Consider the following 26,372-nt stretch of genomic DNA (forward strand, 5'->3'; position numbering starts at 1 on the left):
CTGATACACAGGAATCCTTCTTTTCAACAAAACTATTTGCAGAAAAATACGAATTATTCTTTTTCCGCTAAAATGATAATCTCCACTCTTCTATTCTTTGCACGGTTCTCTTCATTGGAATTATCCACGAGTGGCTTGTATTCCCCCAGCCCCGCAACCGTAAACCGCGAAGACGGTAAAGTATACGCATCAACCATTTCACGCATTACCGCAATAGCGCGCCCCGTCGACAGCTCCCAGTTCGTTTTGTAGGAGCTGTGCGCAATCGGCACATCATCCGTGTACCCCTCGATACGCACCCGATTGCCAAAACTCTTCAATACCCCCGCTACCGTACCGACCACTTGCTTCCCTTGCTGCTTCAGATCTGCCGAACCACTCGGGAACAGAATGCTCACCGGAAGACGGATACGCAAGCCTTCTTCCGTTTCTTCATAATCGAGATTCAGTTCTGCCAAGGCGGAGGATAGCTGTGTCCGGACCGTCTCCATGTCCCGTTCGGCAGCGTCGGTTTCTGTCGAGCCAACTGGCGGTGGCGGCGGCGCGGCATCCGGGATCTGTGGCGTCTCCCCCTCCGAGCCCGTCAGCAGCTTCTTCTGCGCCTCCAGCTGGTGCACTTCCCGCTGCAGCTCCAGCTTTTGCAGATTCAACAGATCCAGACTCTCATGGACCTGCTGCAATGTCGCCTGCTGCTTCGCGGTTTCTTTTTGCGCCTCTGCTCGCTGCGTCTGGAGGTTTGCCGCTTGCGAAGCCGCTATAATCACCACAATGACAAACAACAGCGTAATCAGGTCGCTATAACTGAGCAGCCAGCTCTTTTCCAGCTCCTTTTCATCGTAAAGCCGGTCGTCATGCATAGCGATCCTGCCTCTCAATCGTTCCTTTCATGCTGCCCGCCTCTTTGACCAGCACCAGCTTCTGGTCGCCCGGCAGGAACGAATTCAATTTTTCAAACAACAGACGCGGCGTCTCCATCCGCTGCAAGCCGACGCAGCCCTCGATGTAGAGACGCTTTTCAAACATCTCCCGGTCGTACAGATCCATCATCCGGTAGTAGCATGGCAGCGCGAACAGGTTGGCCAGCAGCGCCCCGTACAACGTCGCTACGACGGCTGCGCTCAGGCTGTGGCCCGTTACGGTAAAGTCGGAGAGAGATTTCAAGACGCCCGTCATCCCCAATAGCGTTCCGACCAGCCCCATCCCAGGAGCAAGCAAGCTAATCAAGCGGAAAAAGCCCGCCGCTTGCTGGTAGCGATACTGCTCCCCTTTGAGCTCGTTTTCCAGGATGAGACGCAGCTCGTCCTCCGGCACCCCCTCGATCGCAAGCAAGCTGCCGCGCTGCACGAAAGAGTCTTTTTCCTGCTGGAGCTCTTTTTCCAGCGTGATGTAGCCCTGCTCCTTTTGCACCAGCGCATAGTAGTAGAAGCGCTTGATCGTATCCTCGACGTTGCTCTCCCGGCCGTGGATCAAGAGGCGCGTGATTTTTTTCAGGTCCAGGTGCTTGCGCTTGATCGCGTAGGAGATCACGACAGACAACGCTACCAGCTCGATGGCTGTCGGGTTCAACAGATCGGCGATACTGCCGTTCAGGTAGACCGCGTGTATGAAGATGAGAAGGACGGCTCCGATTAGGAGGAGCGAGCGGCGTTTTGTGGACAATGGTGTCACCTTCCTAGTGTTCTTTCAGAAAACTGTTTACTTTGGTATATCGGTTAGATTGAATTTAATTATTATAGCAAAGGTTTTCCAAGCCGATAAAGGAAAGATAGAATCTGACAAGAAAAGGAGAATTAACCTATGGACATCAGTTCCATCATGGGCGCCCAAGTAAGTCAACTGCAGCAAACCGTTGGCCTGAGTATGCTGAAAATGACGCAGGCCACTCAAGCGGCAGGGGCGATGGTTATGCTGCAGGATTTTGCGAATGCACAAGTATCTGCCCAAGCACCCCATCCAACTCTCGGAAAGCAGATTGATATCAGTGTGTGATGGGCAAGAAAAAAGCGAAGAAATGGATTCTTCGCCGAAAATCGTAACTTTAACCTTATCCTGTATCTTGTTGAAGGTTACTTTAATTATTTAGCCAGCCAGAAATTTCTGGTTGGCCTTTTCTCGTGGCAGACGAACAGGGTTTCGTTATCTATTTGCAAATAGTTAATTGGCATTTCAAACACAATTGACAGGCTCCCGTATCTGGGTAGCCCTTTCCAAGGATTATGAGAAAGTAAGTAAAACATCTTATTTGATTACTTTTTCGTATCGAAAAAAGCACCATAAGCAGCCGAACTATAGCCTCGATACTGTTGATTAATTGTTTTTCCGCGCTGAATTTGGTTTAATTTTTCGGAAAGCTGCTCTTTTCTGTCTTCCATCATAGGAATGGTGCGTTGATCGATTTGCAAAATAGGCTGTAGATACTGCTGTTTCCATTCTTCACGAAATACAGCGCCCTTGCTCATCTCTGCTTCCATTTTCTCTTTCACCAGTTCGCGCTTTTCCAATAGTTCATTCCAATGATCAGGATCTGCCTCCTCCTTCACCACAGACTGCGCCAATTCTCTGGTATGATGCAGTAACTGCTGAAACAGTAACTCCAATGCCTCTATTGAATTCTCCCTCATATTTGCCATTTATCTAACCCTGTGTCTTCGCCAGTATCATGGCTTGCTTCCAAGTATCACGAAACTCCACTACGAAGCCTTCCACTTCATCCAGAATCGCAACGTCTTTCTTAATATTTGCTTCAATCAAGCGTTGTTGTATGTACTCATACAACAAGACCATTTGTTGCGCTACGGGATATTGGCGATCCAGAGTAATAAGTAATTCTGAAAAGATGTCCTGAGCCTTGATGTTGTATTCATTCGCCTTATCCCACTTCTTTATTTCAATCGCCGCTTTTGTCTGCTTGATAAACTTTAGTGCACCGTTGTATAGCATCAGGGTTAGCTCACCTGGAGTAGCGGTTGTAATTGAATTAGTTTGATAGGCTTGGGCAGGTTGTTGATAGGCCATTCCATCCAGCTCCTTTTATTTCACTGTCCTCCGCCGAATTGTTGCATGAGCCATCCGCTTTGCGAATTGGCTTTTGAGATAGCCTGTTCCATTGCCGTAAACTGTTTATAGTAACGGCTCTCGATATCTTTTAAACGTTCTTCCCATTTATCGATATCTTTATCGATTTGATCTATGCTCTTTCCAATAAAACTTTTATCTACTAAAGAAGCACTACTGCCCGCTTTTTCTGTGATTTTGTCCATAGATACTTTTAGCTGATCATAAAGACGTTGAGCAATTCCGCTTCCACTGAATTTGCCGTCTGGATCGGTTTTCGTGAACAATTCGACTACTTTACTGCCGTTTTGAGTGATGGCCTCACGTAATTTTTTTTCATCAATATGCAGCTTTCCGTTCTCAGAATACTCCAATGTGTTAATCCCGATCTCACTTAGCGTGTCAAACTTAGAATCAGACACACCAGAAACAACAGAGGAAAAAGCTGCACGCATCCCGCTTAAAGCTGCGGTTAGTATGGGATCAGAACGTAGGAGACCGCTTTTTGCTTTAGCTTCCCACATTTCGATTTGCTTTTCCGACATCCCCTCTTTTTCCTCATCCAAAAGTGGTCCGAAATCGCGATATCGTTTTTCTTTAACCTCGGTATTCATCTTCGCAATGATCTCATTGTATTTGTCGACAAAACCCTTGATTGTATCGAAAATGCTATCGACGTCTTGTGTAGAAGAAATTGTAGCGTTTCCTGTTGATTTTAATGTATATTCCATACCATTGATCGTAAAAATATTAGACGTGCGCTCGGTTTTCAAACCGTTAATGGTAAATTGTGCATTAACACCTGTATTTGCATTCTTAAGTGCCAAAGCCTGGGTTAAAAAATCTCCAGCCACTTCAATCTCATTGCCACTACCCGCTGTATTATTCCCCGTATGGTTCGTGGACATGGAAATCTGGTCAGACGCGGCATCATAAAACATTGTAACTCCTAGACCGGAGCCATTCACTTTTTTCAGAACGTCATTGAGCGATTCTTTCGTAGGGTCAAATGAAAAACTCGTTGGTTTTCCCATTGTTCCATCCGGTTGAAATACCGTGAGTGAAAAAGAATATGTACCGTCTGCAGCTTTTGTTCCAAGGCTTGAGTTTGCAAAGTTCCCAGCAGTAATCTCATCAGCCAGAATGGCATTAGGATCTATTTTCTTGTTTGCAGCACTATTTGAGAGCTTGTCACTTGTTGCTCTGGAGGCTTCAGCCAATTTATCTACGGTAAATTGAGCAGAAGAGCTAGCGGTACTGCCTGTAGAACGGGCACTAACCACTGCCTCATTGGAAGATGTCACCTTATATTTTGAATATGTTCCTTGAAGTTTCATATCGAAAGCCTTATTTCGCAGATCCAACAACAATGTATTCATTTCCCGAAAGCTGTCACGCTTCCACTCTTCCGTCTGCTTTTTTTGCAGCAGCTTGTTAAGCGGAACACGCCGAGATTTCATTAAATCCTTGATCATTGATTCTGTATCCATACCAGAAGCCAAACCACTTATTCGCATGCCTCTTTCCCCCTATCGTTTTTCATCCACCAACAATCCGATCATTTCCTGCATTTTCGCGCTGATGTCGAGAATTTTTTTGGAAGGAATTTGCCGTATCACTTCATTCGTAACGTCATTGACAACTTCTACATAATATTCTTTCATTTTTTCGTGCATGCGAAACTGGAGATGGGTACTCTCTGTCTGCATCCACTTGTTCAATCCTGCGATCGCCTTTTCCAATTCTTCGGGCGAGTTCTTTTTTTCCGCGTCATTTGTTTCAACAGGACCTTCAATTGCTTTCGGTCCTGTTCCTTGGTTTTCCAAGCCAGTTGACTTTATGACCGCTCCAGCCTGGTTAGGAAGTCGAATCTCCATGCTTACTCCTCCTTATCGACATGAGTCCTTACTGTCTATATCGGATTAGGCCATGGAAAATTTTAGCCTTCTCCTTAAGTAAGGAATCCTTAAGCGAAGATATTGATCAGTAAGCCCTTGATTTCACCGATTCGTTCAAGGATGCGCAACCCAGGTTCCTGTTTCTTTAACATGCCATCTGTAAGATCCAGCAATTGCTTATCTACTTCTTTTACAATTTTATAGATTCGGGATCGTCCCCGCCGATTAAACCCTTGACGTTCCTCCAATGCAAGACCGTGCTTAACAGCATCCTCCATGAAGCTTTTCACCAAAGATTTATACTTTCGCAAATCCCCTACGGTACGGGACTCTGCAAGAATCTTCCCCTGCTCCTCAATTTCTTGTATTTTTTTATGAAGCCTTTCCGTATCCATCTGTTCTCTGCCTTTATTCATCAACTCAGTAAAAATAACTTTATCAGTTGCCACTTCTTGCTTCGGTTTCGTCACTTCTCGAGACAGTTTGCCAATTTTGCTAACTTCCAAGGTCATCCTCGCCTTTCCACACACCTAGATCACATCAGAGAAAAAAGGAGATAAGCGTAGACATATACTTATCTCCTTTTATCCTAATTATTTTAACAGTTGAAGGATGCCTTGTGGCAACTGATTCGCCTGGGCAAGCATAGCTGTAGCCGCCTGGTTTATAATATTATTCTTAGTAAAGTTAGTCATCTCCATAGCCATATCAGCATCGCGAATACGAGACTCAGCAGCCGTCAGGTTTTCATTCGCTGTGGTCAAGTTTGTAATCGTGTGCTCCATTCTGTTTTGGTAAGCACCAAGCTTGGAGCGCTCTTCGGATACCAATTTGATGGCAGCGTCGATAGCTGTGATTGCGTCTCTCGCGGCTTGCTGCGAAGAACTCACATCAATACCAGAAACGGCATCGACACCCGGAGTGCCAATTACGGTCTTATGATCCGCGTCTCTCGCTAACCCGAGGGCAGCCGTATCCATCACACTGATATCGATCTTCATGCTTTCATTAGCGTTTGCACCGATCTGCATGTCCAAAGTCAAGTTTTGACCTGCTGTCGATGCAAAGTCAGCGTCAGTAATTCTGATCTCCAAGCCATTACCGATTCCATCATCGGTTTTGTCAGTTGTTAATACTAGATTATTTCCCGAGATGTTGGAGGATGTTAATGCCGGTAGAGAAGCTGCCTTATCTGCCGGGACCGCAGAAATATCGACTAAAAGTTGATTTACTTCTTTTAAAATATCAGTTGGAGTTTTGCCTGTTACATCAATCGTAGCTGTATTGCTCACAGAATTATAAGGCACAGCTGGCGTTCCAAAAGTGATTACCAGGTTATCAATTTTGAGCTCGTCACCAGCCTTTGGAACATCCGCAAAGCTAATTGAAACTGATTTTGAACCGGAAGCATCCGGCTTTCCTTTTAGTGCGCTAGCTGCTGTAGTGGTACCCGGTTCATAAAAGTTGACACCGGCTCCTGGTGCTACAGATGTACCGACAGTAATCAGATCAGCATCTTTAGGAGACATCGTTTTCGCTGTTGTTAAAACGAGTTTTCCGTTCGCCTCGAAATCAGTATCTGAGACAGAGTTATCCACATAAGTAATTTGGCTTGCAGCACTATCAAAAGTCTTATCATTTGCCATGATAGCAGCTTTCAATTCGTCTAAAATGCTGTCCACATTGGCTTGTGCTGCAGCATCATCCCCAGCTGCATTCCATGATGGTATGTGTACTGCAATATTACCCGTAGTAATTACCCCAGCATTAGTTGCGCCAAAAACGTCAAGTTCGTATGTTTTTCCGTTAATGGTAAATGTTAAACCATCTGCGCCATCCTCGCTTAAATTACCAAGATCAAAGCCCAAATCCAGCTCAACAGATGCTTTGGCAGTAGGATCAGCAGCTACAGTTCCCTGCCAGGTTCCAGGAGGTGTGAATGCAATTTCAGGCGAGCCAGTGGATGCAAATGCTTTTCCATCTACCGAACCGCTCAACAGGTCTTTTCCGTTAAATTGTGTCGTTCTTGCGATACGATCAAGCTCAAAAGTCAATTGGTCGATTTCATTCTGAATGGCCGATCGGTCTTGATCCGCCAGCGTTCCATTTGCTGCTTGAACAGCTAGTTCTCTCATACGTTGCAAAATCTCATGGGATGTCCCGAGAGCACCTTCACCCGTTTGAATCAAGGAGATACCGTCCATCGTATTTCTTTCCGCCATCGCCAAGCCCCTGATTTGCGAACGCATTTTTTCCGAGATGGCAAGACCTGCCGCATCATCGGCAGCACGATTGATGCGCAGACCAGACGACAGCTTTTCCAAATGCTTGGATACGGTTCCTTGATTTTGGGACAAATTGCGATAAGCATTCAAGGCTTGAATATTATGGTTAATTCTCATGGTTTTTAATTCTCCCTTTATGTAAAATTATTCTTTTTGGTCTAAGGTACCTTGGTCATAGTAAAAATCTTGGTCATAAGCGGATGCTTTCTTCTTTAACATGACTTTTTCTGGTTTATCAACACCCCTAGCAAGGGCAGTATTCCATGCGTCAGCAACTATCTTTATGAGAGAAAGAACCTCGTCTATCGGAGCGATGCTTTTATTCATATTCGCTTCAATAATCCGATCTGCCATGTAGTTATAGATGGCTTCCAGCTGATCTGCGACAATTCCGGCTTCGTAATTGATCCCCGCTCCCAGCCGATAAAGAATGTCATTGCAGTTTTGCAAGAGTTGGTTTGCCTCTAAATAATTCTTTTGTTTGATAGCTTTCGATGAACTTTCTAGTTTCTCTATCAATGCTGTATATAATAGTTTCGTAAGTTCTTGGGGTGACTTTTGATGCACCAACTGTTCTGTTAGGACTTCCGTCACAATATTCACCTCCAGATTATTCCCTGTTATTTATTTATCGGGTATTTGCGCCTCATCTTTAATTACTTTTTTCCATTTCTTCTAGCAACAATAGGACTTCAGCAACTACCGAATATAACTGCGGAGGAATGTTGTCTCCTAAATCCATATCTATCAGATTTTCTACAAGTAACGAGTCTTCTTGAATCGGAATGTCATTCTCTTTTGCCATGCTGATAATTTTGTCGGCAATGTGGCCTCGACCTTGTGCAATTACTTTAGGTACATTATCCGTTTCCTGATCGTAGCGAAGGACGGCAGCTACGGGGCCGTTAACTGCCTTTTTTTGTTTTGGGTTAAACCATTTGCGGTTCATATTTTAAAATCCAGCCCTTTCGCAATGGTGTTCGGTCGAGTCGTCTGAGCAGAAGGTTGTGCTTGTTGTCGTTGCTGACTAGTTTTTGCTTCTTCCGTTAGCTTCGTAAAAGTGACACCAGAGATGTTATATCCAATCTCTTTCAATTTATCCTTGCATTTGGATATAACTGGATCTACTTTTTCCTTGATATTTGGTTGGTTATTTTTGACCGTAATGGATAGGTTTCGATCTACAGCTGAAATATAAATCCCTGTTTGCCCCATTTTTTTCGTCTCGATCAAAAAGTACAGACTGCAATTCTCCCAATCAACTTTTTGCCCCTCATTTTTCGAGTTCACATACAGCTTGGCGCTTTCCAAGCTTCCCCCCAACATAACGGGCAATTGAAAAAACATGTTTTGCAGATTCGACCCGGACTCCGACTTACTCAATAACTGCTGACCTGTCAAATTGTTGAGGGCCTTCTCTACCTGCTGATTTTGATTCGAAAGTGAGGATTGCGCGCCTTCTGTTTGTGCAAGCTGTAAAAGAGCAGCCTTCAAATTTTTGTGAAGGTCGTCATTTCCATTTTGTTGCACGGAGGAAAGCGATTGTGCAACTTCACTCTCGTAGTTCAGTCCCAAAGAACGGAAAAACTCAAACGTGTTGCGAGCAGACGGTTCATGACTCTGATGCTGATGCGCAATTTGCGCGACTTGATCAGACAGCTTGTGAACGGACGGTACTTCGTCAGAAAAGATGCTCTCCGATGTCATAAAGTGTTGAATCCTTACATTGGATGGCTTCCATTGCAGCGAATCCAATTTTGATTTGACATCATTCATGATTGCCATTGCTTGAGTGTTCTCACCTTTTGTCAGAAGCCTTCGCGCTTCCGCCAACTGGCTGCTTGCTTTCATGATCTGTTTCTCTGTCTCCATGTCGGTTAACATGGTGATCTCGCTTTTTAAAATGGCTTTATCCAACAGGTCAATAGTTGACTCCAATAATGGCTTTACAGCTGACGTGATATTTCCCTTATTTGATTGGGCGACCTGAATGATGTTATCAAGGTTCCTCGTTACTTCCCTTTTCACCGATTGAAAATGACTGGCTGCTTGGCTCAGTTTTGCGGTAATTTCCGTCACAACCAGATCCTTGGTCGCAAGCAAAGCCCCCATCTGCAAATCAATATTGGCGTCGTATTGCTGCTGTCCGTTCCTTATGTGATCAATCGTCTCATCGACTGTAAGATCGGCAACAAGGTCTGGGCCCACTTGATCGATGGTTTTCACTACTTGTTCTCGTCCGACCTGTTCCCATCCCATCTGCTGCAAGGAAACTGCTTGTGCGAGCGACTTTTCGACTCTGGAAACAGCTGCCGAGTTTGCGTTTGGATGATTGGCGATCAGCTCTTGGAATTGCTGTAAAACGCGTTCTAGGGAAGGTTCCTCTTGCACCATGTTTATTAGGCTTTGCAATAGCTCCTCTACGTTTTGTAGAAGGGATGGCTCCATTGAAGCAGGGTTTGTTACATTTACGATTGGGCTATGCAGATTGGGTTGCTGTGAGCCAACGACCGTCGTAGGCTGTCCTTGGCTTGGGATCCCATTTAATTCTCCTGTTGCTTGGTCTAAAGCTTGCATTAAGAGCACACGGGCTGCTCTATCCTGTCCCGCTTGCTGCAATTGCTGGGCATCTAATAGCGCTTTTTCTATTTTCCCTGCGATTTCCGGCATGATTTTGGGGTTGTTACCGAGCTGCTCACGGATTTGCTGGATTGCCTTCTCCAGGCTCGGCTCCCGCCTCACTGTTTCCTTTGCCTGGCTCAAGGCTTCTTGTGTCTTACCTATTTCACTCTGTGCATGACTTGCCGTACTTGCCGTATCTCGTGCCTGACCTGTTGATTCTTTTGGCTGCGTTGTGTCTAGTGCTTCTTCTATTTTCGTCAACGATTGAGACAGATGCTCTCTTCCGGCCCGTTCATGCCCCATTTGCTGGAGCTTCTGCGCCTCATTTAGTGCTTTTTCTATCTTTGCTACGATTTCCGGCTCTATCTTTGAGTTATTGCTCAGCTGCTCACGGATTTGCTGGATCGCCTTCTCCAGGCTTGGCTCTCGTTTTACTATTTCCTTTGCTTGGTTCAAAGCTTCTTGCGTCTTACCTATTGCACTCTGCGTTAGACTTGCCTTACTTGCCGTATCTCGAACCTGACCTGCTGATTCTTTTGGCTGCGCTGTATCTAGTGCTTCTTCTATTTTCGTCAACGATTGAGACAAATGCTCTCTTCCGGCCCGTTCATGCCCCATTTGCTGAAGCTTCTGCGCCTCATTTAGCGCTTTTTCTATCTTTGCTGCGATTTCCGGCTCTATCTTTGAATTATTGCTCAGCTGCTCACGGATTTGCTGGATCGCCTTCTCCAGGCTTGGCTCTCGTTTTACTGTTTCCTTTGCTTGGTTCAAAGCTTCTTGTGTCTTACCTATTTCACTCTGTGTTTGACTTGCCGTACTTGCCGTATCTCGTGCCTGACCTGTTGATTCTTTTGGCTGCGTTGTGTTTAGTGCTTCTTCTATTTTCGTCAACGATCGAGACAGATGCTCTCTTCCGGCCCGTTCATGCCCCATTTGTTGCAACTTCTGTGCCTCATTTAGCGCTTTTTCTATCCTTGCTGCGATTTCCGGCTCCATCTTTGAGTTATTGCTCAGCTGCTCACGGATTTGCTGGATCGCCTTCTCCAGGCTTGGCTCTCGTTTTACTGTTTCCTTTGCCTGATTCAAAGCTTCTTGCGTCTTACCTATTGCACTCTGCGTTAGACTTGCCTTACTTGCCGTATCTCGTGCCTGACCCATTGATTCTTTTGGCAGCGTTGTTGTGTTTAGTGCTTCTTCTATTTTTGTCAACGACTGATACAGATGCTCTCTACCGACCCGTTCCTGCCCCATTTGCTGCAGCTTCTGTGCCTCATTTAGTGCTTTTTCTATCTTCGCTGCGATTTCCGGATCTATCTTTGAGTTATTACTCAGCTGCTCACGGATTTGCTTTATCGCTTTCTCCAGGTTCGGTTCGACTCTCACAATCGTACTCATACTTCTGGTGTTAGTTTGGAGACTTGCATCAAGGCCTTTCGAATGAGAAGGATCTATGATTTTTTCCATGCTGGATAATACGCTTGATAGAGTCGGTCCATGAAGTGCCTCATGGATGGATCGAAGCTGGGTAGTTGACACATCTAGCTTTTTATTGGCGATTGCGTGAATCGTTACCAGCTTTTGCTGCAAATTACCTAATCCCTTTTCCAAAAACTCTTTTACATCTCGGATCGCCTCTTTACTAAGAGGGATACCCTTATCTATCAGTATCTTGGTCGCTTGTTTTAACTCGGGTGTGGGGTTCGTACCCATACTACGCAAAATAGTAGAAACGTCGTGTTCACCCGTTCCACTCCCCTGATCAACGGAAACCGTCCTCACTTGCGGCAACTGTCCCCTATTCTCAGTTATCTGAACTGTCGCCCTTTCAGCAGATGGAACCTTCCCTTCAAATTGAATGTGAACATCCTTCCCTCGGATATGAACTATCGCTTCTTTTTCGGAGACCTTCTCTTTGATTTTGACAGAATAAACTTCACCCTCTTTTAATTCGACAGGCAGATCAGTCGTTATGGCTTGACTTGTAGAGGTAGATTGGTTGACTCTCATCTATCATCACTCCCTAAAGGATGAAGAACCGTAATTAAGTATCTATCTTTTTATCGTCAGAAATGGACAGGGAGTTTATATGACTAGATAACTTTTGACGCTTCACTACTGATCGTCTTGAATTAACCTCGATTACTTCACACAAAAGAAAGATTCAGATATCCAAGGTCTGTATTGTTTCTTATTTGAACATCAACTATTACGAAAGAATAATTGGATATAAACAGTGTTGTAACTCTTCGTGCCATATTCGATAGCGCGGCATAACTTCTGTATCCAAAAGATTTAATATCTTATCCCGCTTACCGTTCGCTTCATATGTATAGACGATTTGCTCCATTCCGCTCTTTAAGTCGTTAGATATTACTTCAAGTTGGCAGGATGGAATAATATCCATATACAGAGCTATTGATTTTTCCATCTGGAAAAAAGCATCAAGAATATCGCTAAATAATTCACGCGATTGTTCAAAGTAACCCTCTAGCAATTGAACCTTAATATGTACTAAAGCTTCTTCTCCTGTTTCCGCTAACTCAATAGTACGCCTCATGGAATCAATATATTTTTCCATTAAATAGCCCCTTTATACCTTAATGGTTTTTATCATGCAAGAACCTTTAGCATAGGGTAAAACTCATTTTACTTTCAGAATTTAATACGGTGATTAGTTAAATAAAACAAAAAAAATAACTGCCGAGATTCGCTGTCTCGATAGTTACTAACTTATGAAAATGAATTTTTATTGTCCCCAGTTCTTATCGTTTTTATCTATTCACTCCATCTAAATACTACAGTACTAGTTTTTGATTAAGATGGACATATACGTCAACGTGATGAACTTATTCTCTTTTAATAAATTCATTAATTTTTCAAATACCTGTCCATTATGTTCAAAAGTTTTTGATAGAGATTGAATCAATTTAATAACATGATCAGAAGATAGTCCCTCATAATGATTTGCCATACCAATCAGATGAAGCTTAATTAAAGAGTAGAGCACAACCATACGAGCATAACTTTCAAATGGGGAATCACAATCAATTGGAAAACAATTTTTAAATACGTAATTTACCAAGTAATTTTCAAGCATATACTCATGATTTTTGATAAATGGACTATAGAATTTTCCGAAAGAATATTCGTAATTTTTATTAATTTCATCTTCTGAAAGATTCGCCTCAATTTTGAGTCCAGATATCATGTCTCTTGAACACTCTAAAAATCTTGCAGAAGTTATGCCTTCTGTTAATCGTAATACAACAAGTTCCCTGCATAACCGTAGTTTTATTTCTAATCGGTTAGGTATATTGTTAAATTCTCCAATAAATGTTTCATCCTCTACACAATCAAGGTATCTACCTAATAAGCTAGGTATCTGCTCTATTTTATTATCTTGTAAATATTCTTCCAGTTCGTTATACAACATACCTAAAATTAACAAACGATCTTCAAGCGAATGTTTTCGATTTTGCAAAATAGAAATAGTCACATAACGATATTCGTTAAAAAAATCTTTCCAATGCGATACTTTTTCAGGAGTATCAATCGTTACACTTGTAAGGTTTCTGCTAGGTGCGACTTCTTGGTTCTGCTCAAACTTAATTCCGTCTGGTTTTAGCAATACCAATCTAGTTGCTTCTGGGCAAGATACTGTCAGAGAACGTTCAAGCATTCCATTCACTTTGTTAATTCTTCGTGGGTATACAGTGCAAGTATTGCTTAGATAATCTTCTCCTAACTTTAATTGGATACTACATAATCCTTCATTATCTAAAAAGGAGCATTTCAAATGTCTCATTTTCATTTTTGCCACGTTACTCGACGTTGGATTAGAACGATTTCGAATAACATTTTTTTCTAGCGCAGCTTTCATTTCAAGGTTGTCTACCCTTTTGTACTTTTTATAGGTTACTTCATCAATATCCACTCTCCATCCTGAACAGCAAGTGTCTTCGCAAGCAGAACCGATGCAAGAAAATTCTTTCATGTATTCAGGAATTAGCGTATCAACCATTTTGATTGTCATGAAGTAATCTCCTTTGAAGTAGTGTATTCTTTCCAAAGAGAAAATGGATGGATTGGTTCCGTTTTCTCTTTGGAAAAACTAACTATTGTATAAATGAAAAGGAATGGCGAACCATTCCTTTTCGGGTTTCAATCTATTAACGCAGCAGTTGCAGTACGCCTTGTGGTTGTTGGTTAGCTTGAGCCAACATAGCCTGAGCAGCTTGAGCAAGGATGCTGTTTTTCGTTTGGTTCATCATTTCTTTCGCCATATCTACGTCGCGAATACGGGATTCAGCAGCTGTCAAGTTCTCAGCAGCATTGTCTACGTTTGCGATGGAGTGTTCGAGGCGGTTTTGGTAAGCACCGAGCTTCGAACGTCCGGTAGAAATTTTTGCAATATTGTCATCCAGCAATTTAATCGTAGTTTCAGCATCAGTCTGAGTATCGATTTTACCTGCTTTAAGATCAGTTGTGATTTGATCCAACTTAATACCATCAGTAGTAAAGTCCAATTGAATTTTTTGATCTTTATTAGCACCAACATGAATCTCTACTTTACCAGCATTACCAGCAGAACCGTTTAGTAATTTCTGGGTATTAAACTCAGTATCTTTATTGATGCGCTCAATCTCTGTAGCCAAAGCATTATACTCGTCTTGCAAAGAAGTACGGTCAGCTGCAACGTTTGTATCATTCGCAGATTGTACAGCCAATTCACGCATACGTTGTGCGATGGAATGTACTTCATTCAAAGCACCCTCAGCCGTCTGAATCAAAGAGATACCATCTTGCGCGTTACGGGAAGATTGCTCCAACCCGCGAATTTGTCCGCGCATTTTTTCGGAGATGGACAGACCTGCCGCATCGTCGCCAGCACGGTTGATACGAAGACCGGAAGACAGTTTCTCGATAGATTTGCTAGTATTGGTTGTGTTTACACCCAACTGACGATGAGTATTGATTGCTGAGATATTGTGATTGATAATCATGTAAATTTTCCTCCTTGATTGTCACCACCACGTCCATGTGGTTGGTTCATTAATTTCGGAAAGCAGACTCATTCGCGCGCTTGTGTCGTTTTCCTCTACATTATTGTTATCGGAAACATGCTTCACGCTTTTTAGTCTTTTTTTTAAGTTTTTTGATGAAAGTCGACAAAAAAACCTGATACACTACTCTGCATCAGGTTTGCTCTTTATCCACTCTTTCAGTTGGGACAAATCCATTTTGTTTTGGGAGGCCATGCGGTTTTCTTCCTTGATCGCCACGTATATCTCATGGCGGTATACCTCGACATCGCGAGGAGCCTCAATCCCGATTTTGACGACATCACCTTCGACCGCCACAATCTTGATCTTGATTTGATCACCAATCATCAGCGACTCGTTTTTCTTCCGTGACAAGACTAGCATGCTTCACCTACTCACTGGCTGCTTTCGCCCGGATTTGCATCAACGGCTGGCGAATCTCGTACTTTTCCGCATTCAAAATCACCTGTTTGGCCAATTGATTGGACTTATTCACTACAATCGGTGCTTTTAGGTTAACAGTAATTTCTCCACCATCTCTGAACGAGATGACATTGCAGACGAACATCGGTGTACCTTCTTCAATCTGCAACTGGGATTTTACTGAATCAGGCAAGGTAAATTCATACTCCGGAAAAAAGACAAATGGCTCGATTACCCAGAATCCGACTTGTTCATCTTCCTGTGATTGCAGCGAGTAAAATGGACTTCCTAGTTCACCTTGAACCAGCAGGAAACGTTGAAGCTCTGGAAACCCTGGCATGCCGTCTTGAAAGATCAGTTCTTTTGATTGTACGTCGGGAGATGACATCTAAACCGCTCCTTTATTACATCCCTGTGTCTACATGTGTTCCTACTACATCAATCCGTAGACTGTTCTTTTGAAGAAGATAGCCCTCCACCTTACCTCGCGCATAGTTGTGAACAGGTGCCTTTATTTCGGGTTCCATTCTTACGCCTCGTACTTGTACATCGATAATCGGCTTCTTGGCTTCAAAACTCATTTCGATTCCGTCACCAATGATAGAACCAGCCGCAATAATTTCCTCGGCCTCATAGATGCCACTTTCTTCATAAGCGATATCCGCAATTGGGTTACCTTTATTTTCGATAGCAGCAAGACGATCTCCTTCATAACTGATCTGCTCAACTGCTTCGAATGCTCTTCTGTTCCCGAATTCAGCATGATCCGCCGTCCTGCGCAACGGCCCACGCAGATCGATATTGGCTTGCGCCTCACTGGTATCGATGAATAGCTGCCCCTGCTGTTGGTGGATATCTAAAATAGCAGCTTCCTGGCGCATATTCATTTCTGCTTGCGGCTGTTCAATCTCTTGACGGGGCTTTTGTATATCTAATCCTAATTTTGCATAGGTTTGAGTCATGGTTATTTGCGGAAGTCGCATGGCATTATGCTCCTATCGCTATAATCAACGCAAGAAATCAAGCAATGACGGTTGAATGATCCTAGCACCCGCTCCCAAAGCAGCTCTGTGTACATTTTCTTGTGTCTTCAAGTTCGTAATAACCTCAGCAATGTCCGCATCTTCGTTTTTGGACATCCCCTCTGTTAGCGTAGTTTCTTCTTTTTCCATCCGATCCTGGATAAGATCAATACGGTTTGCTCTAGCACCCAAGGTAGATCTTACTCCTAACAAGTTATCTATTTGTTCGTCGATATTCCCCAGCTCATTATTCACCGGTTTTCCATCCTTCAAATCATTCACAATTTTATCCATCAGATCAAAAACATTTTTTCCACCATTGCCAAGATAATTAAAAACAGATTGTCCAGTCACGTTGATCGGAACTTGAATCCCTGTACTTACCTCGAGCATAATTTCACTATTATTCGTGGTCGTAATTTTTCCAGCAGAAACATCATAAGGAGGAGTCATAATATCACTGCCTCCAAAAATATATTTTCCACCTAAAGTCTGGTTGGCGATCGTCCCAAGGTGCTCTTTCAGCTGTTCAATCTCTTTTCCAATCGCTTGTAGGGAATCGGGTCCAAGAGTTGTGTTACCCGAATTTACTGCCAACTCCCGAATACGATGCATGATAGACCCCGCTTCATCCAAAGCTTTATCCGAAAGCTCCAGCCACGACTGGACTTCACCGATATTTCTTTGATATTGCTCGTTTTCCATCAAAGAAGAGCGGTAGAACATCCCTCGAGTAGCAACGACAGGATCGTCTGAAGGCTTGGATATTTTGCTTCCCGAAGACAATTGCTGTTGCATCTTGTCCATGCTGTACATAGAATTGTGTAGATTACGCAACATGTTGCTATTCAGCATATTTTGAGTAACGCGTATGGCCATATTTGATCCCTCATTTAACTCAACATTTAACGATTTTACAAGCCGACTCGTCCCATACCGTTAATTACTTTATCCAGAATTTCGTCCATGCTTGTCATGACACGGGCAGAAGCGCTATATGCATGTTGGTATTTCACCATTTCAGCCATCTCGTCATCGATGGATACACCTGATACGGATTGACGCTGGTTATCAACGGTTCCCACAATTAACTCCGAGTTTTTTTGGTTTCGCAAAGCTTCCTGTGAATCAATCCCAAGCTGACCAATAGTATAACGATAATAATCGTCAAGCGTAGAACTTTCTTGTAGATCAGTAGCTCCTGTACCCGCTTGAAGGACTTTGAACTTTATTTTGGCAATTTCCAAAGCGTTTTCGTTGTTCCCTACAGCCGTACCTCCTTTACCAGGCAAAGCTGCAGCGATTGAGTCCAAGCTGGCCAGAATATCAGGGTTCACAACAATGCTTCCAGCGCCTTTCGGATAGTCCTTCGATCCGGCTGGTGCGCTCGCATCCAAAAAGAAGGGCAGATCCTGAGGAGCTCCCCCATTTTTAATATCAGTGAGACTGGCTCCCTTTCGATGCAGTTCATTGATTTCTTTCGTCAAATTGACTGCCAGTACATCCAGACGCTGCATCATGTTCGGGACTATTTCATCTCGGGATTGTTGGGCGCCTGCCAAATAACCAGTCGTTGGTACAAAAGTGTCACCACCCATAGTAAGATCCAACAGTCCTGTACCTGCATTCTGTTGTGTAGTTACCGGCGCTGATGTCTGGCCCGTAACAAAATCCCGTCCTTCTACAGTCACATTTACCATACCGTTTGCTGCCGGTGTCACCTTAACTTCTACTAGCTTAGACAGTTTGTCAATGAGTACATCGCGTTGGTCGTACAAGTCATTCGGCTGATATCCATGTGGAACCACGTCTGCAATCTGACGGTTCAAACTCGCGATCTGTTGACCAAGCGAGTTCATCTCCATGGCTTTCACGCCCATCACATTGTCCAGGTCACCTTGCACTTCCTTTAGATGACCGTACAGTCCACTGAATGTATCAGCTACCGCTTTTGAGCGCTCGCGTACTACCGCACGAGCGGATGTGTTCGTTGGGTCCTTGGATAAGTCCTGCCAAGCCTGCCACATCTGGTCCATTACTTTTTGCAATCCTGTATCAGAAGGCTCATTCATGATACCTTCTAATTTTTCCAAGGTTTCGAAACGCGCATCCCAATAGCCCTGACGTTTATTTTCATTTCGATATTGAATATCTAAAAAATCTTCTCTCAGCCTCTGTAGACTAACAACATTAACACCTGTTCCCAAAAGGCCCGGTTCAAGACTCGCATTCATACCTGGATATGGGAGCCCGGTCGTTGCCTGCATGTTCGCCCGCTGACGAGTATATCCTTCCGTGTTCGCGTTCGCAATATTATGCCCGGTAGTATTGAGCGCAGATTGCTGTGCGAACAGGCCACGTTTGCTTACTTCAATCCCATGAAAGGTAGACCGCATTACGACACCTCATTATGCTTTTTTATTGAAAAAAGTTGAATTAACCTGACGATTTGTATTCAAGGCCGACTTTCCGTAAAATAAGTCGTCTTCAGGCGTATCCGTGATCAGGTCGAGAGTCATATTTACAAAAGAAAGAGATTGCTCCAGTAATTGTTGGTTAAACTCATTTTCCTTGCTTAGTTCCGATACTATCGAGGTTAGCCCATTACGATAGGATGCCAACCGCGTCTTTTCTTCCGCACTGGTCGTCAACTTGATCAATTCAGCCATGGTGCCTTCCTGCAGCGTCAAGCCTTTTTCGGCTGTCAGCTCCCTCACTACATTCAGACGGGCTGTCTCAGCTGCCGTGACGCCTTTGATCAGCTTTTGCTCCTGGCGCGTAATCGCCACGAGCTCATCCACATTTCCTTTGATCAGCACTTCTTTCTTGTGCTGGGACAATGTGTACAAAGCTTTGTGAAGCTGGATCAAGTTGTCGAGCAGCTCGTAGAGCATTTCCATTTTCGCCATGTTGGGTTTCTCCCTCGTCTTCCCTAGAGAGCTTGTTTATTTCTTTTGCCAAAAGGACAGGAACTTCTCCGCAATCTTGTCGCTTGCGACGCGGTAGGTCCCTTCCTCTACCTGCTTCTTCAACCGATCCACCTTTTCTCTGCGCTGGGGTGAATCCGGATCCTCTACTTGCTTCAGCATTTCCAGCGCTTCGGTGGAGATATTTACTTCGTCTTTCCCCATCGGAATTTTGCCTGTTTTCCCTACCTGCGTATTACCTGTTTTGTTGTAGGCGTTGATCATTCCGATTCGATTGGGTTCATTAATCCGCATGTGAAAACCATCCTCTCAAACCACCGGACATGAATGTGTATATAGAAAACCGATGATACCTCTTAGTAGTATCATCGGCAATTTCGTTGTCCGCGATTAGTTTTTTTGTACAAAACTATTCGTCAGCATTCTCTTTTCTTCGATAAGCGGCTGTCGCAAATCCTGAAAGCTGATCATCTTCCAGACGTTGATCAACCTCCATTTGTTGCGTGATTTCGTGCTTCAATCCTTTGATGCAGTCCTCGCACATATTCCCTGCCTGGATGATATTTCCACAGCTCTCGCAGGGATATCCAAGGTTTGGATTCCCAACTACAGATATTCGACCCTCTTTGATAAACTTGGTGATCTGCTTGACGCTCACGCCAGTCGCTTCGCTCACCTGATAAATGTTTGAACCGCGATTTTCCCGTTTGCGCAAAAAACGCGCACATAATTCATATTCCTGTTCCACAGCCTGATGGCACTTCGGACAAATGTCGCGAACAGCTTGTACAAAAAGTGCATCACAACGTGAACAGTTTGCCAGTTTGCCCAGAGACATAATGACACCCCTTCACTCACCTTACATTGTTCTTCCGCTCTCTACATGTTGTATGGCTCTCATGATAACGCATTTCCCATAGGCTGGCTATCGGTAGATCGTGACGGAGTAGATATCGCACAAAGACCCGGCATGCTCTCGGATCGTTCTGGCACACGAGCGTAGGGTGGAGCCTGTCGTATAAATATCGTCCAGCAACAGAATCCTGTACGAACCTGCCTTTGCTTGCCCGAGACGTTCCCCCGCCCACGAAAACGCCCCGTCCATGCTTTCCTCACGGGCTGATCGACCCGTTTGCTGACTGAGCTTGGCAGTCCTCTTCGTTCGGTGGAGCAACGCGCGAACGGGAACTCCCATTTCTGCACCGAGCCGTCCTGCAAGCAAATCTACCTGATTGAATCCCCTCTCCTGCAGGCGCTGGTCATGAAGCGGAACCGGCGCGATACAGTCAAAGGACGTCACTTGATGATAGCGAAGCACCGCGATCGCCAGAAGCTTGGCATAAAGCACTGCCAGCCGTTCCTCACCACGATACTTGTACATGCTGAGCAAATCTTTTCCCCATTGATTATATCGGAGCAAACTGCGGTTGCTTTGAAGCGTTTCTTCCGTCAATTTATGACAATCCTGGCACAGCTCCTCTGTCTCTTGTTCTCGTCCGCATTGCCAACAAATGGCCGCCCCGATGACCGGCAGCTTTTCCAGGCAGGAAGCGCACAGGGAGAGGCCGGAAATCAAGCGATACATGGCGGGATAGCGCGTTCGATTGGATGATAGCTGATTAGTCAGCCTGCGAACCGATGCTTCCCGGGACTGCAGTACAATCCGGCCCGCACATGCGACGCAAATGCTCCTGCTCATTAGGCCTGTACCTCCTCACGGGACCGCAGCTTCTCGGCCAGCTGATTCATACGTCGGATCTGCCCTATTGCCGCTCGAACTGCGGCAGAGCGATCAGCCTGCAAAAACAGAACCGTTCCTGCAGGGTCATCGACTGACCGTCCAACCCTTCCAGCAATCTGAACCAAAGAAGCCTCGTCAAACACGGCGACCTCTGCACCAATCACAGCCACATCGCTGCGCGCAATCGTCACTCCCCGCTCCAGGATCGTAGTCGTCACCATGACGCGATAGCGCTTTTCCCGGAAAGCCACGACCTTTCCTTCCCGCAGTGAGTCTGCAGCATGCACCCCAGCGAATAGGGAAGCATCAGAGGGGAAGAACTTCGTAAGGTAAGCCAACACCTTATCCACGTCATCGATACGCGGTACAAACAAGAACAATTGACGCTCAGACTGCAACGAGTCCCGCACCAGCTCGAGCAGAGGAGCTATTGGCCGATTGCTTTTTAAACGTTTGTGTAGTCCTGCAATGGTTACCGCTTTCGGGACAGGCAAGGCCGTTCCGTGGTAGCGTCCGGGTAACAAGACATGCGTAGAAGAGCTCAGGAGAGGCAGTGAGCGGCCCACATCCAGCTTGAAACCGCCACGCCTTTTGGCTACCAGTCTTTTTTGGAGATAGCGCGGCGGGGTCGCGCTCAGATAGAGCAGCTTGCCCCCCGGCTGAACCGCTCTCGACACGGCTCTGTAAAGCATGGGATTGTTGTGGTACGGAAAGGCATCCGCTTCATCCAATACGACAAGCGGAAATCGATGATAATATCTCATCACCTGGTGGGTGGTCGCGATCGTGATATCGGCATCCTCCCATTTCTGCTGACTGGAACCGTGAATAGCGATCACGCTGGCATGGGGAAAAACGCGCTGCACACGAGGCGCCAGCTCCAGCACCACGTCCTTGCGAGGCGTCGCGATCAGCACTCTCCCGCTTGCTGCCAAACACTCCGAGACAGAAGGGAACAGCAGCTCCGTTTTCCCTGCGCCGCACACTGCCCAGATCAAAAACTCCCTGCTTCCCGGGCGAGGGTTGGCCACATATCTTCGCGCTTGCTCTGCTGCCACCGCCTGATCCTTGGAGTAGCTGCCAGTCCAGCACAGCTGTGAACGCATCGCCCCTCCATCTCCTTTTGCGTACGGAGAACGGCTCGGCACCAATACATACGGCGTGCAGCACTTGCTTCTTCCCATCCCCAGGCAGACTGTACAGTAGGCACAGCCTTGTCCACATGTATGGCAGACAGTGAGCTCAATATTCTCGTGCTGGCTGCCGCACCTGTCGCAGACCAGATCCAAACGATGCTTCCACCAGCTTTTTTTCACCAACAATCGAACGCCTGGCCGCCACTCGGCTTTTTCTGCGAGGACCATTCGCTGCAAGATAGGGGTCATATCAGGGCAAGCCACGGCCCGCTTCATCATCAATGTTTCTATTTCCTCCCAAAGAAGCCCTCGCCCTTCGAGAAGGGAGCCCATTCCCTTCTCAGCATTTTCGATGGACCCATTGCACCTGGATAAGGCAACGGACACATCTTCTTGCTTCCACTGAAACCATTGTCCCTGCAGCGGCTGTCTTCCAGCCATCTCCCTCCCGTACAAAGCTGAAGTCTCCCTCACGCGCGAGATGGCCAGCTCCCTCAGCTCAGCCAACCCTTCCTCATTCAAAGGCTTGGAGGCCGCATGCCGGCGTTCCAGCTGCGCGTTTACCAGTTCCCTCAGTGAAAAGGCCAGGACTAGGGAAGGGCTCCTCCCAATCACATGGAGCTGGCATCCTTCGCGCTCCTGCCAAAACGACTGATCTACGGAAAAGCACGGCGTGACATACGCCTGAGCCAATCGCAATGACTCCGTCCCCACTTTGATATAGAGCAGATACTCTCGCACCATGACTCCCTCCCCAAGGCCTTGTATGCCCTCAGTGTGCAAAAAGAAAGAGTGCAGGTGCAAATATATTCGATACCTCCCGAAAACAGAAAAAAGAGCGCTGGTTGCGCTCTTATATCTTCTGTACGCTTGCTTCTTGCCGCAAATCAATGATAATCGTATTTAGCGAAGACGGCTCCTGGTGCCCCTCGTCAAAAAGAAGAACGGAGTACGGATAGCGTCCGTAGGCGCTGCTAATCCGCTTGGTCTCCTCATTCGAACCCGAATCAATCAGAGAGATGCGTATAGGCTTGCCACTCCAATAAGAACGGAACAGAAGTCTGCGAATGACTCGTTCCAGGACTTGCTCGGAATCCCGTACCAATAACCGATAATCCTCATGCGGGGGCTCATTGCTGCTACTCATCCGATCCGCCCACTTGTCTGTCAGCATCACGAGCAGTGAGGAGCAGCCATATGCCGCCAACAACCAAATAATCAGGTCTTCCACCACGGTCATACCTCCTCTAGTAACAAGGTATGCCGGATAGCTTGGCCACGGTGCAGTTTTGACTTTCTCTTACAGCTTCACCCAACCATTTTTAATGGAGATGACCACTGCTTGTGTACGGTCTTGCACATTCAGCTTTTGCAAAATGCTGCTGACGTGATTTTTCACCGTTTTCTCACTGATGAACAAGAATTCACCGATAGCCCGGTTGCTCTTTCCTTCCGCCATCAACTGCAAAACCTCACGCTCGCGACGCGTCAACGATTCGATCACCTTTGGATCGATCATCTGCGAATCATCGATGGAGAAGCTGCGGTCTGCTGCGCCCTCTTGCTCGCTCAGACGGCGGAATTCCTCAATCAGCTTTCCTGTTACCTTGGGGTGGATGTAAGCGCCACCGCTAGCTACGACCCGCACAGCATCAACGAGATCGCTCGTACCCATCTCCTTGAGCAAATAGCCTGACGCACCATTGCGGAGCGTACGGTAAACGTATCCTTCGTCGTCATGAATCGAAAGCATGATCACACGAGTGTTTGGACTTGCGGAAATCACATTTTCTGCAGCGGAGACGCCATTGATGTTCGGCATGTTGATATCCATCAACAATACGTCCGGCTTATGCTCCTCTGCCAGCAGCGCAGCCTCGCCTCCATCCGCACCTTCACCGACGACCTTGAAATCCTCTTCCATTTCTAAAATACGCTTTACGCCTTCACGGAACAATTGATGGTCGTCCACAATCACGATGCGGAGTTCTTGCTGTCTTTTATCCATGGTTCATCCCCCTGTACATGTTCTATGTTTTTTCACATTTTTAGCGGTATTTGGAAAATGACCTTCGTTCCGTCGCCTGGAGCCGATTGCAGCTCCACCGATCCCTCCAGAAGCTGAACACGCTCTTTCATGCCCAACAGTCCGAATGAACCTCCATTTGCCATTCGCTTCTCCAGATCAAAACCGACGCCGTCGTCTTTTACCACAAGACTGAGCGAATCTTGGACAAACTCCAGCTTCACTTGTACGGAATTGGCCTGCGCGTGCTTCTCCACATTGTTCAGACATTCCTGAACCAATCGGAAAATCGCAGCCTTCACCGAACTGCGCAGCGGAGGCTCCACACCAAATACTACCAGATCTATGGAAGAGCGGGTACGTTCTTCACATGTTTGTATGTATTTTTGCAGGGTAGGTACCAGTCCCAGATCGTCCAATGCCATCGGTCGCAGGTCAAAAATGATCCTTCGTACGTCGGACAAGCTCATGCGTACCATTTCTTTCAACTCATGCAATTCCATTTGCGCTTCGAGAATGCGCTCATTTTTCAACATTCTTTCGACGATCTCCGAACGCAGCACCACATTGGCCATCGATTGCGCTGGTCCATCGTGGATTTCCCGCGCTACGCGTTTGCGCTCTTCCTCCTGGGCCTGGATCACTCTCAGACCCATGAGCTGGTGCTGCTTGGCGGACTCCAATGCCTCTCCGATCTTACTCAGATCGCCGGTCAAATACCCGAGCACAACACCCATTTGGGACACCAGCTTCTCTGCACGATCGATCGTCACTTCCAGCGTGCGCAATTGGCGCTCCAGATCGTTGCGCCTTCGCTTCAAGTTATTTTCCCGCTCCCGGTAAATCGATAGCTCGACCTGGATGCGACTCGCTTCTTCATACGCGATCCGGATGTCTTCCTCCGTGTACATATGGAAATTGCGGCTTACCAACACCAGACGGTTACGAGACTTGCGATACGCCAGCTCCAGCGCATCAACCTTCTGAATCACCTTGGAAATCTCCTGGCGCAGTTCATGAAGATCTAGCTTCAGGGAGTTTCCTTGCTGTCTTGCATTTTCAGCTATATCAAATATTTGGGTTTTGCTTGTCTCCACGGTTTCAATCGTTCGTTTAATAACTCCATCGAGCATGCTAATGTCAATCGCCTTGTTCATGATTGCTCTCCTTCAAACTCATTTTTCGCTTTCGTGAACAGCTGATGGAGGCTCGTTACATCCGTATCACTTATTCCCACATCAAACCTGGGAATGGCGAATGGATTCGTTCCACTTTTCACGACTCCTGGAGTGGACGTAAATACATAGCGGTAACCGGCTTGCTGGGCAGTCTCTGTTACAATGCTGCTCGTGTAACCATATGGCAATGAAATCGCATTCACAGATTGACCTGTCCATTCGCCAAGACCGACTCGGGACATGCTGAAGTCCACATAAAGGCGATCCCTGTATTCCTGCTCGACTTCCAAACGTTGCAGATCTTCCCGGTATACAGGAGCCGTCTCGGGTCCCAGCTCTCCCCACTCATTTTGCTCTTGCTTGTCATGGAGACTATACGTGTGGGATCCAAAAGCAGCCAGCCCTGACGCTTGCATTTCTCTTACTTGTTGACGAGTAAGCGGTGTTGTCATGTTCTTTCGGTTTCGATCCGCAGAATCACGCAATCGGTCCGCGATGACAAAATTCGCAGAAGGATAACCGTAGCTCTTAAGGATCGGAAACGCTTGGGTGTAATAGCTCTCGTAACCGTCGTCAAACGTAATCAATACTGCATTTTCAGTAGAAAGATCGCCACTTTCCATAAATCGTGCAAATTCATCCAGTGAGATCGGATGCAATCCATTTTCATGTAAAAAGGATATTTGCGCGGCAAACTGTTCAGGCGTGATCGAATAGCGCTGATCCGAACGCTCCGCAACATGATGATACGCTAAAACAACCACGAAATCTCTATACCATTGTTTCGGTATTATCGTTGCTTTTTTTAAGGGCGTGACGTTTGGCTCAGCATTCTGCTCTGCGCTTATGCTCTTAGACGTATCAACATGGGGAAAAGGTTGCACTTCCGGGACATTTCTTTTTTCTTCCTGTCCCCTTCCCATGATGCCTGCCGTCATAATAATCAATAAAAAGGTAACAAACACAATTAGGAAGAGCCTCTTGTTCGGCAAAAAAACCCCTCCTTACTTCCCCATAA

Annotated in this window: 29 protein-coding genes; 1 reads left to right on the forward strand and 28 read right to left on the reverse strand. The window is 45.8% G+C overall.

Annotated elements, in window-relative coordinates; genetic code table 11:
- Positions 1-53: 53 nt before the first annotated feature.
- Positions 54-857 carry an OmpA/MotB family protein gene (locus JNE38_RS28315; protein ID WP_203354361.1) on the reverse strand — a complete coding sequence of 268 codons (804 nt, stop codon included), beginning with the start codon at positions 855-857 and terminating at the stop codon, positions 54-56.
- The gene (locus tag JNE38_RS28320; protein WP_203354362.1) at positions 850-1,659 is read right to left on the reverse strand and encodes a motility protein A; all 810 of its coding nucleotides are present in this window, start codon (positions 1,657-1,659) and stop codon (positions 850-852) included. Before JNE38_RS28320 ends, JNE38_RS28315 begins: the two co-directional genes overlap by 8 nt.
- A 138-nt stretch (positions 1,660-1,797) precedes the next feature.
- Between JNE38_RS28320 and JNE38_RS28325 the strand changes: the two genes are divergently transcribed.
- The gene (locus JNE38_RS28325; RefSeq protein WP_203354363.1) at positions 1,798-1,989 is read left to right on the forward strand and encodes a putative motility protein; all 192 of its coding nucleotides are present in this window, start codon (positions 1,798-1,800) and stop codon (positions 1,987-1,989) included.
- Between the two features lie 257 nt (positions 1,990-2,246).
- Here the strand turns inward: JNE38_RS28325 and JNE38_RS28330 are convergent, their stop codons facing one another.
- From JNE38_RS28330 to JNE38_RS28455, 26 genes are all read right to left on the reverse strand, one after another.
- On the reverse strand, positions 2,247-2,630 hold the full coding sequence (locus JNE38_RS28330; protein WP_203354364.1) for a flagellar protein FliT: 384 nt from the start codon (positions 2,628-2,630) through the stop codon (positions 2,247-2,249).
- Between the two features lie 4 nt (positions 2,631-2,634).
- Positions 2,635-3,015 carry a flagellar export chaperone FliS gene (gene fliS, locus JNE38_RS28335; RefSeq protein WP_203354365.1) on the reverse strand — a complete coding sequence of 127 codons (381 nt, stop codon included), beginning with the start codon at positions 3,013-3,015 and terminating at the stop codon, positions 2,635-2,637.
- Between the two features lie 20 nt (positions 3,016-3,035).
- Positions 3,036-4,571, reverse strand: coding sequence for a flagellar hook-associated protein 2 (locus JNE38_RS28340; protein ID WP_203354366.1), 1,536 nt, complete (start codon positions 4,569-4,571; stop codon positions 3,036-3,038).
- Positions 4,572-4,583: 12 nt separating this feature from the next.
- Positions 4,584-4,931, reverse strand: coding sequence for a flagellar protein FlaG (gene flaG, locus JNE38_RS28345; RefSeq protein WP_203354367.1), 348 nt, complete (start codon positions 4,929-4,931; stop codon positions 4,584-4,586).
- Between the two features lie 89 nt (positions 4,932-5,020).
- Positions 5,021-5,458 carry a YaaR family protein gene (locus JNE38_RS28350; RefSeq protein ID WP_275296734.1) on the reverse strand — a complete coding sequence of 146 codons (438 nt, stop codon included), beginning with the start codon at positions 5,456-5,458 and terminating at the stop codon, positions 5,021-5,023.
- A gap of 87 nt (positions 5,459-5,545) precedes the next feature.
- A complete protein-coding gene (locus JNE38_RS28355) occupies positions 5,546-7,354 on the reverse strand; it encodes a flagellin N-terminal helical domain-containing protein (RefSeq protein WP_203354369.1) in 1,809 nt (602 codons plus the stop codon).
- 27 nt (positions 7,355-7,381) lie between these two features.
- The gene (gene fliS, locus JNE38_RS28360; protein WP_203354370.1) at positions 7,382-7,831 is read right to left on the reverse strand and encodes a flagellar export chaperone FliS; all 450 of its coding nucleotides are present in this window, start codon (positions 7,829-7,831) and stop codon (positions 7,382-7,384) included.
- A gap of 58 nt (positions 7,832-7,889) precedes the next feature.
- Positions 7,890-8,186, reverse strand: coding sequence for an EscU/YscU/HrcU family type III secretion system export apparatus switch protein (locus JNE38_RS28365; protein ID WP_203354371.1), 297 nt, complete (start codon positions 8,184-8,186; stop codon positions 7,890-7,892).
- Entirely contained in the window at positions 8,183-11,866 is a 3,684-nt protein-coding gene (locus JNE38_RS28370; protein ID WP_203354372.1) for a hypothetical protein, read from the reverse strand. The genes JNE38_RS28365 and JNE38_RS28370 overlap by 4 nt, the downstream gene beginning before the upstream one ends.
- 199 nt (positions 11,867-12,065) lie before the next feature.
- Positions 12,066-12,437, reverse strand: coding sequence for a DUF8042 domain-containing protein (locus JNE38_RS28375; protein ID WP_203354373.1), 372 nt, complete (start codon positions 12,435-12,437; stop codon positions 12,066-12,068).
- Positions 12,438-12,662: 225 nt separating this feature from the next.
- Positions 12,663-13,892, reverse strand: a complete 1,230-nt coding sequence (gene fliB, locus JNE38_RS28380; protein ID WP_203354374.1) for a flagellin lysine-N-methylase — start codon at positions 13,890-13,892, stop codon at positions 12,663-12,665.
- Positions 13,893-14,028: 136 nt separating this feature from the next.
- Positions 14,029-14,862 carry a flagellin N-terminal helical domain-containing protein gene (locus JNE38_RS28385; RefSeq protein ID WP_203354375.1) on the reverse strand — a complete coding sequence of 278 codons (834 nt, stop codon included), beginning with the start codon at positions 14,860-14,862 and terminating at the stop codon, positions 14,029-14,031.
- 183 nt (positions 14,863-15,045) lie between these two features.
- On the reverse strand, positions 15,046-15,285 hold the full coding sequence (gene csrA / locus JNE38_RS28390) for a carbon storage regulator CsrA (RefSeq protein ID WP_203354376.1): 240 nt from the start codon (positions 15,283-15,285) through the stop codon (positions 15,046-15,048).
- A gap of 7 nt (positions 15,286-15,292) precedes the next feature.
- Complete coding sequence (locus tag JNE38_RS28395; RefSeq protein WP_203354377.1) at positions 15,293-15,712, reverse strand: flagellar assembly protein FliW; 420 nt, start codon at positions 15,710-15,712, stop codon at positions 15,293-15,295.
- Between the two features lie 16 nt (positions 15,713-15,728).
- Entirely contained in the window at positions 15,729-16,307 is a 579-nt protein-coding gene (locus JNE38_RS28400) for a DUF6470 family protein (RefSeq protein ID WP_203354378.1), read from the reverse strand.
- 24 nt (positions 16,308-16,331) lie between these two features.
- The gene (gene flgL, locus JNE38_RS28405; protein ID WP_203354379.1) at positions 16,332-17,225 is read right to left on the reverse strand and encodes a flagellar hook-associated protein FlgL; all 894 of its coding nucleotides are present in this window, start codon (positions 17,223-17,225) and stop codon (positions 16,332-16,334) included.
- A 35-nt stretch (positions 17,226-17,260) separates the two neighbouring features.
- Positions 17,261-18,742 (reverse strand): flagellar hook-associated protein FlgK, encoded by a 1,482-nt coding sequence (flgK, locus tag JNE38_RS28410; RefSeq protein ID WP_203354380.1) that lies wholly within the window; start codon positions 18,740-18,742, stop codon positions 17,261-17,263.
- 12 nt (positions 18,743-18,754) lie between these two features.
- Positions 18,755-19,246: a flagellar protein FlgN gene (locus JNE38_RS28415; RefSeq protein ID WP_203357781.1), complete on the reverse strand. Its 492-nt coding sequence runs from the start codon at positions 19,244-19,246 to the stop codon at positions 18,755-18,757.
- Between the two features lie 45 nt (positions 19,247-19,291).
- The gene (gene flgM / locus JNE38_RS28420; protein ID WP_203354381.1) at positions 19,292-19,567 is read right to left on the reverse strand and encodes a flagellar biosynthesis anti-sigma factor FlgM; all 276 of its coding nucleotides are present in this window, start codon (positions 19,565-19,567) and stop codon (positions 19,292-19,294) included.
- Between the two features lie 115 nt (positions 19,568-19,682).
- Positions 19,683-20,111 (reverse strand): TIGR03826 family flagellar region protein, encoded by a 429-nt coding sequence (locus JNE38_RS28425; protein WP_203354382.1) that lies wholly within the window; start codon positions 20,109-20,111, stop codon positions 19,683-19,685.
- 87 nt (positions 20,112-20,198) lie between these two features.
- Positions 20,199-20,972, reverse strand: a complete 774-nt coding sequence (locus tag JNE38_RS28430; protein WP_203354383.1) for a ComFC family protein — start codon at positions 20,970-20,972, stop codon at positions 20,199-20,201.
- Complete coding sequence (locus JNE38_RS28435) at positions 20,972-22,894, reverse strand: ATP-dependent helicase ComFA (protein WP_203354384.1); 1,923 nt, start codon at positions 22,892-22,894, stop codon at positions 20,972-20,974. Before JNE38_RS28435 ends, JNE38_RS28430 begins: the two co-directional genes overlap by 1 nt.
- 109 nt (positions 22,895-23,003) lie before the next feature.
- Entirely contained in the window at positions 23,004-23,390 is a 387-nt protein-coding gene (locus JNE38_RS28440; protein WP_238933493.1) for a glycosyltransferase family 2 protein, read from the reverse strand.
- 60 nt (positions 23,391-23,450) lie between these two features.
- Positions 23,451-24,158: a response regulator gene (locus tag JNE38_RS28445; RefSeq protein ID WP_203354385.1), complete on the reverse strand. Its 708-nt coding sequence runs from the start codon at positions 24,156-24,158 to the stop codon at positions 23,451-23,453.
- A gap of 32 nt (positions 24,159-24,190) precedes the next feature.
- Positions 24,191-25,333: a sensor histidine kinase gene (locus JNE38_RS28450; protein ID WP_203354386.1), complete on the reverse strand. Its 1,143-nt coding sequence runs from the start codon at positions 25,331-25,333 to the stop codon at positions 24,191-24,193.
- Complete coding sequence (locus JNE38_RS28455; RefSeq protein ID WP_238933494.1) at positions 25,330-26,118, reverse strand: polysaccharide deacetylase family protein; 789 nt, start codon at positions 26,116-26,118, stop codon at positions 25,330-25,332. Before JNE38_RS28455 ends, JNE38_RS28450 begins: the two co-directional genes overlap by 4 nt.
- Between the last annotated feature and the right edge of the window lie 254 nt (positions 26,119-26,372).

The organism is Brevibacillus choshinensis, assembly GCF_016811915.1.
In the GTDB taxonomy this organism is placed as follows: Bacteria; Bacillota; Bacilli; order Brevibacillales; family Brevibacillaceae; genus Brevibacillus; species Brevibacillus choshinensis_A.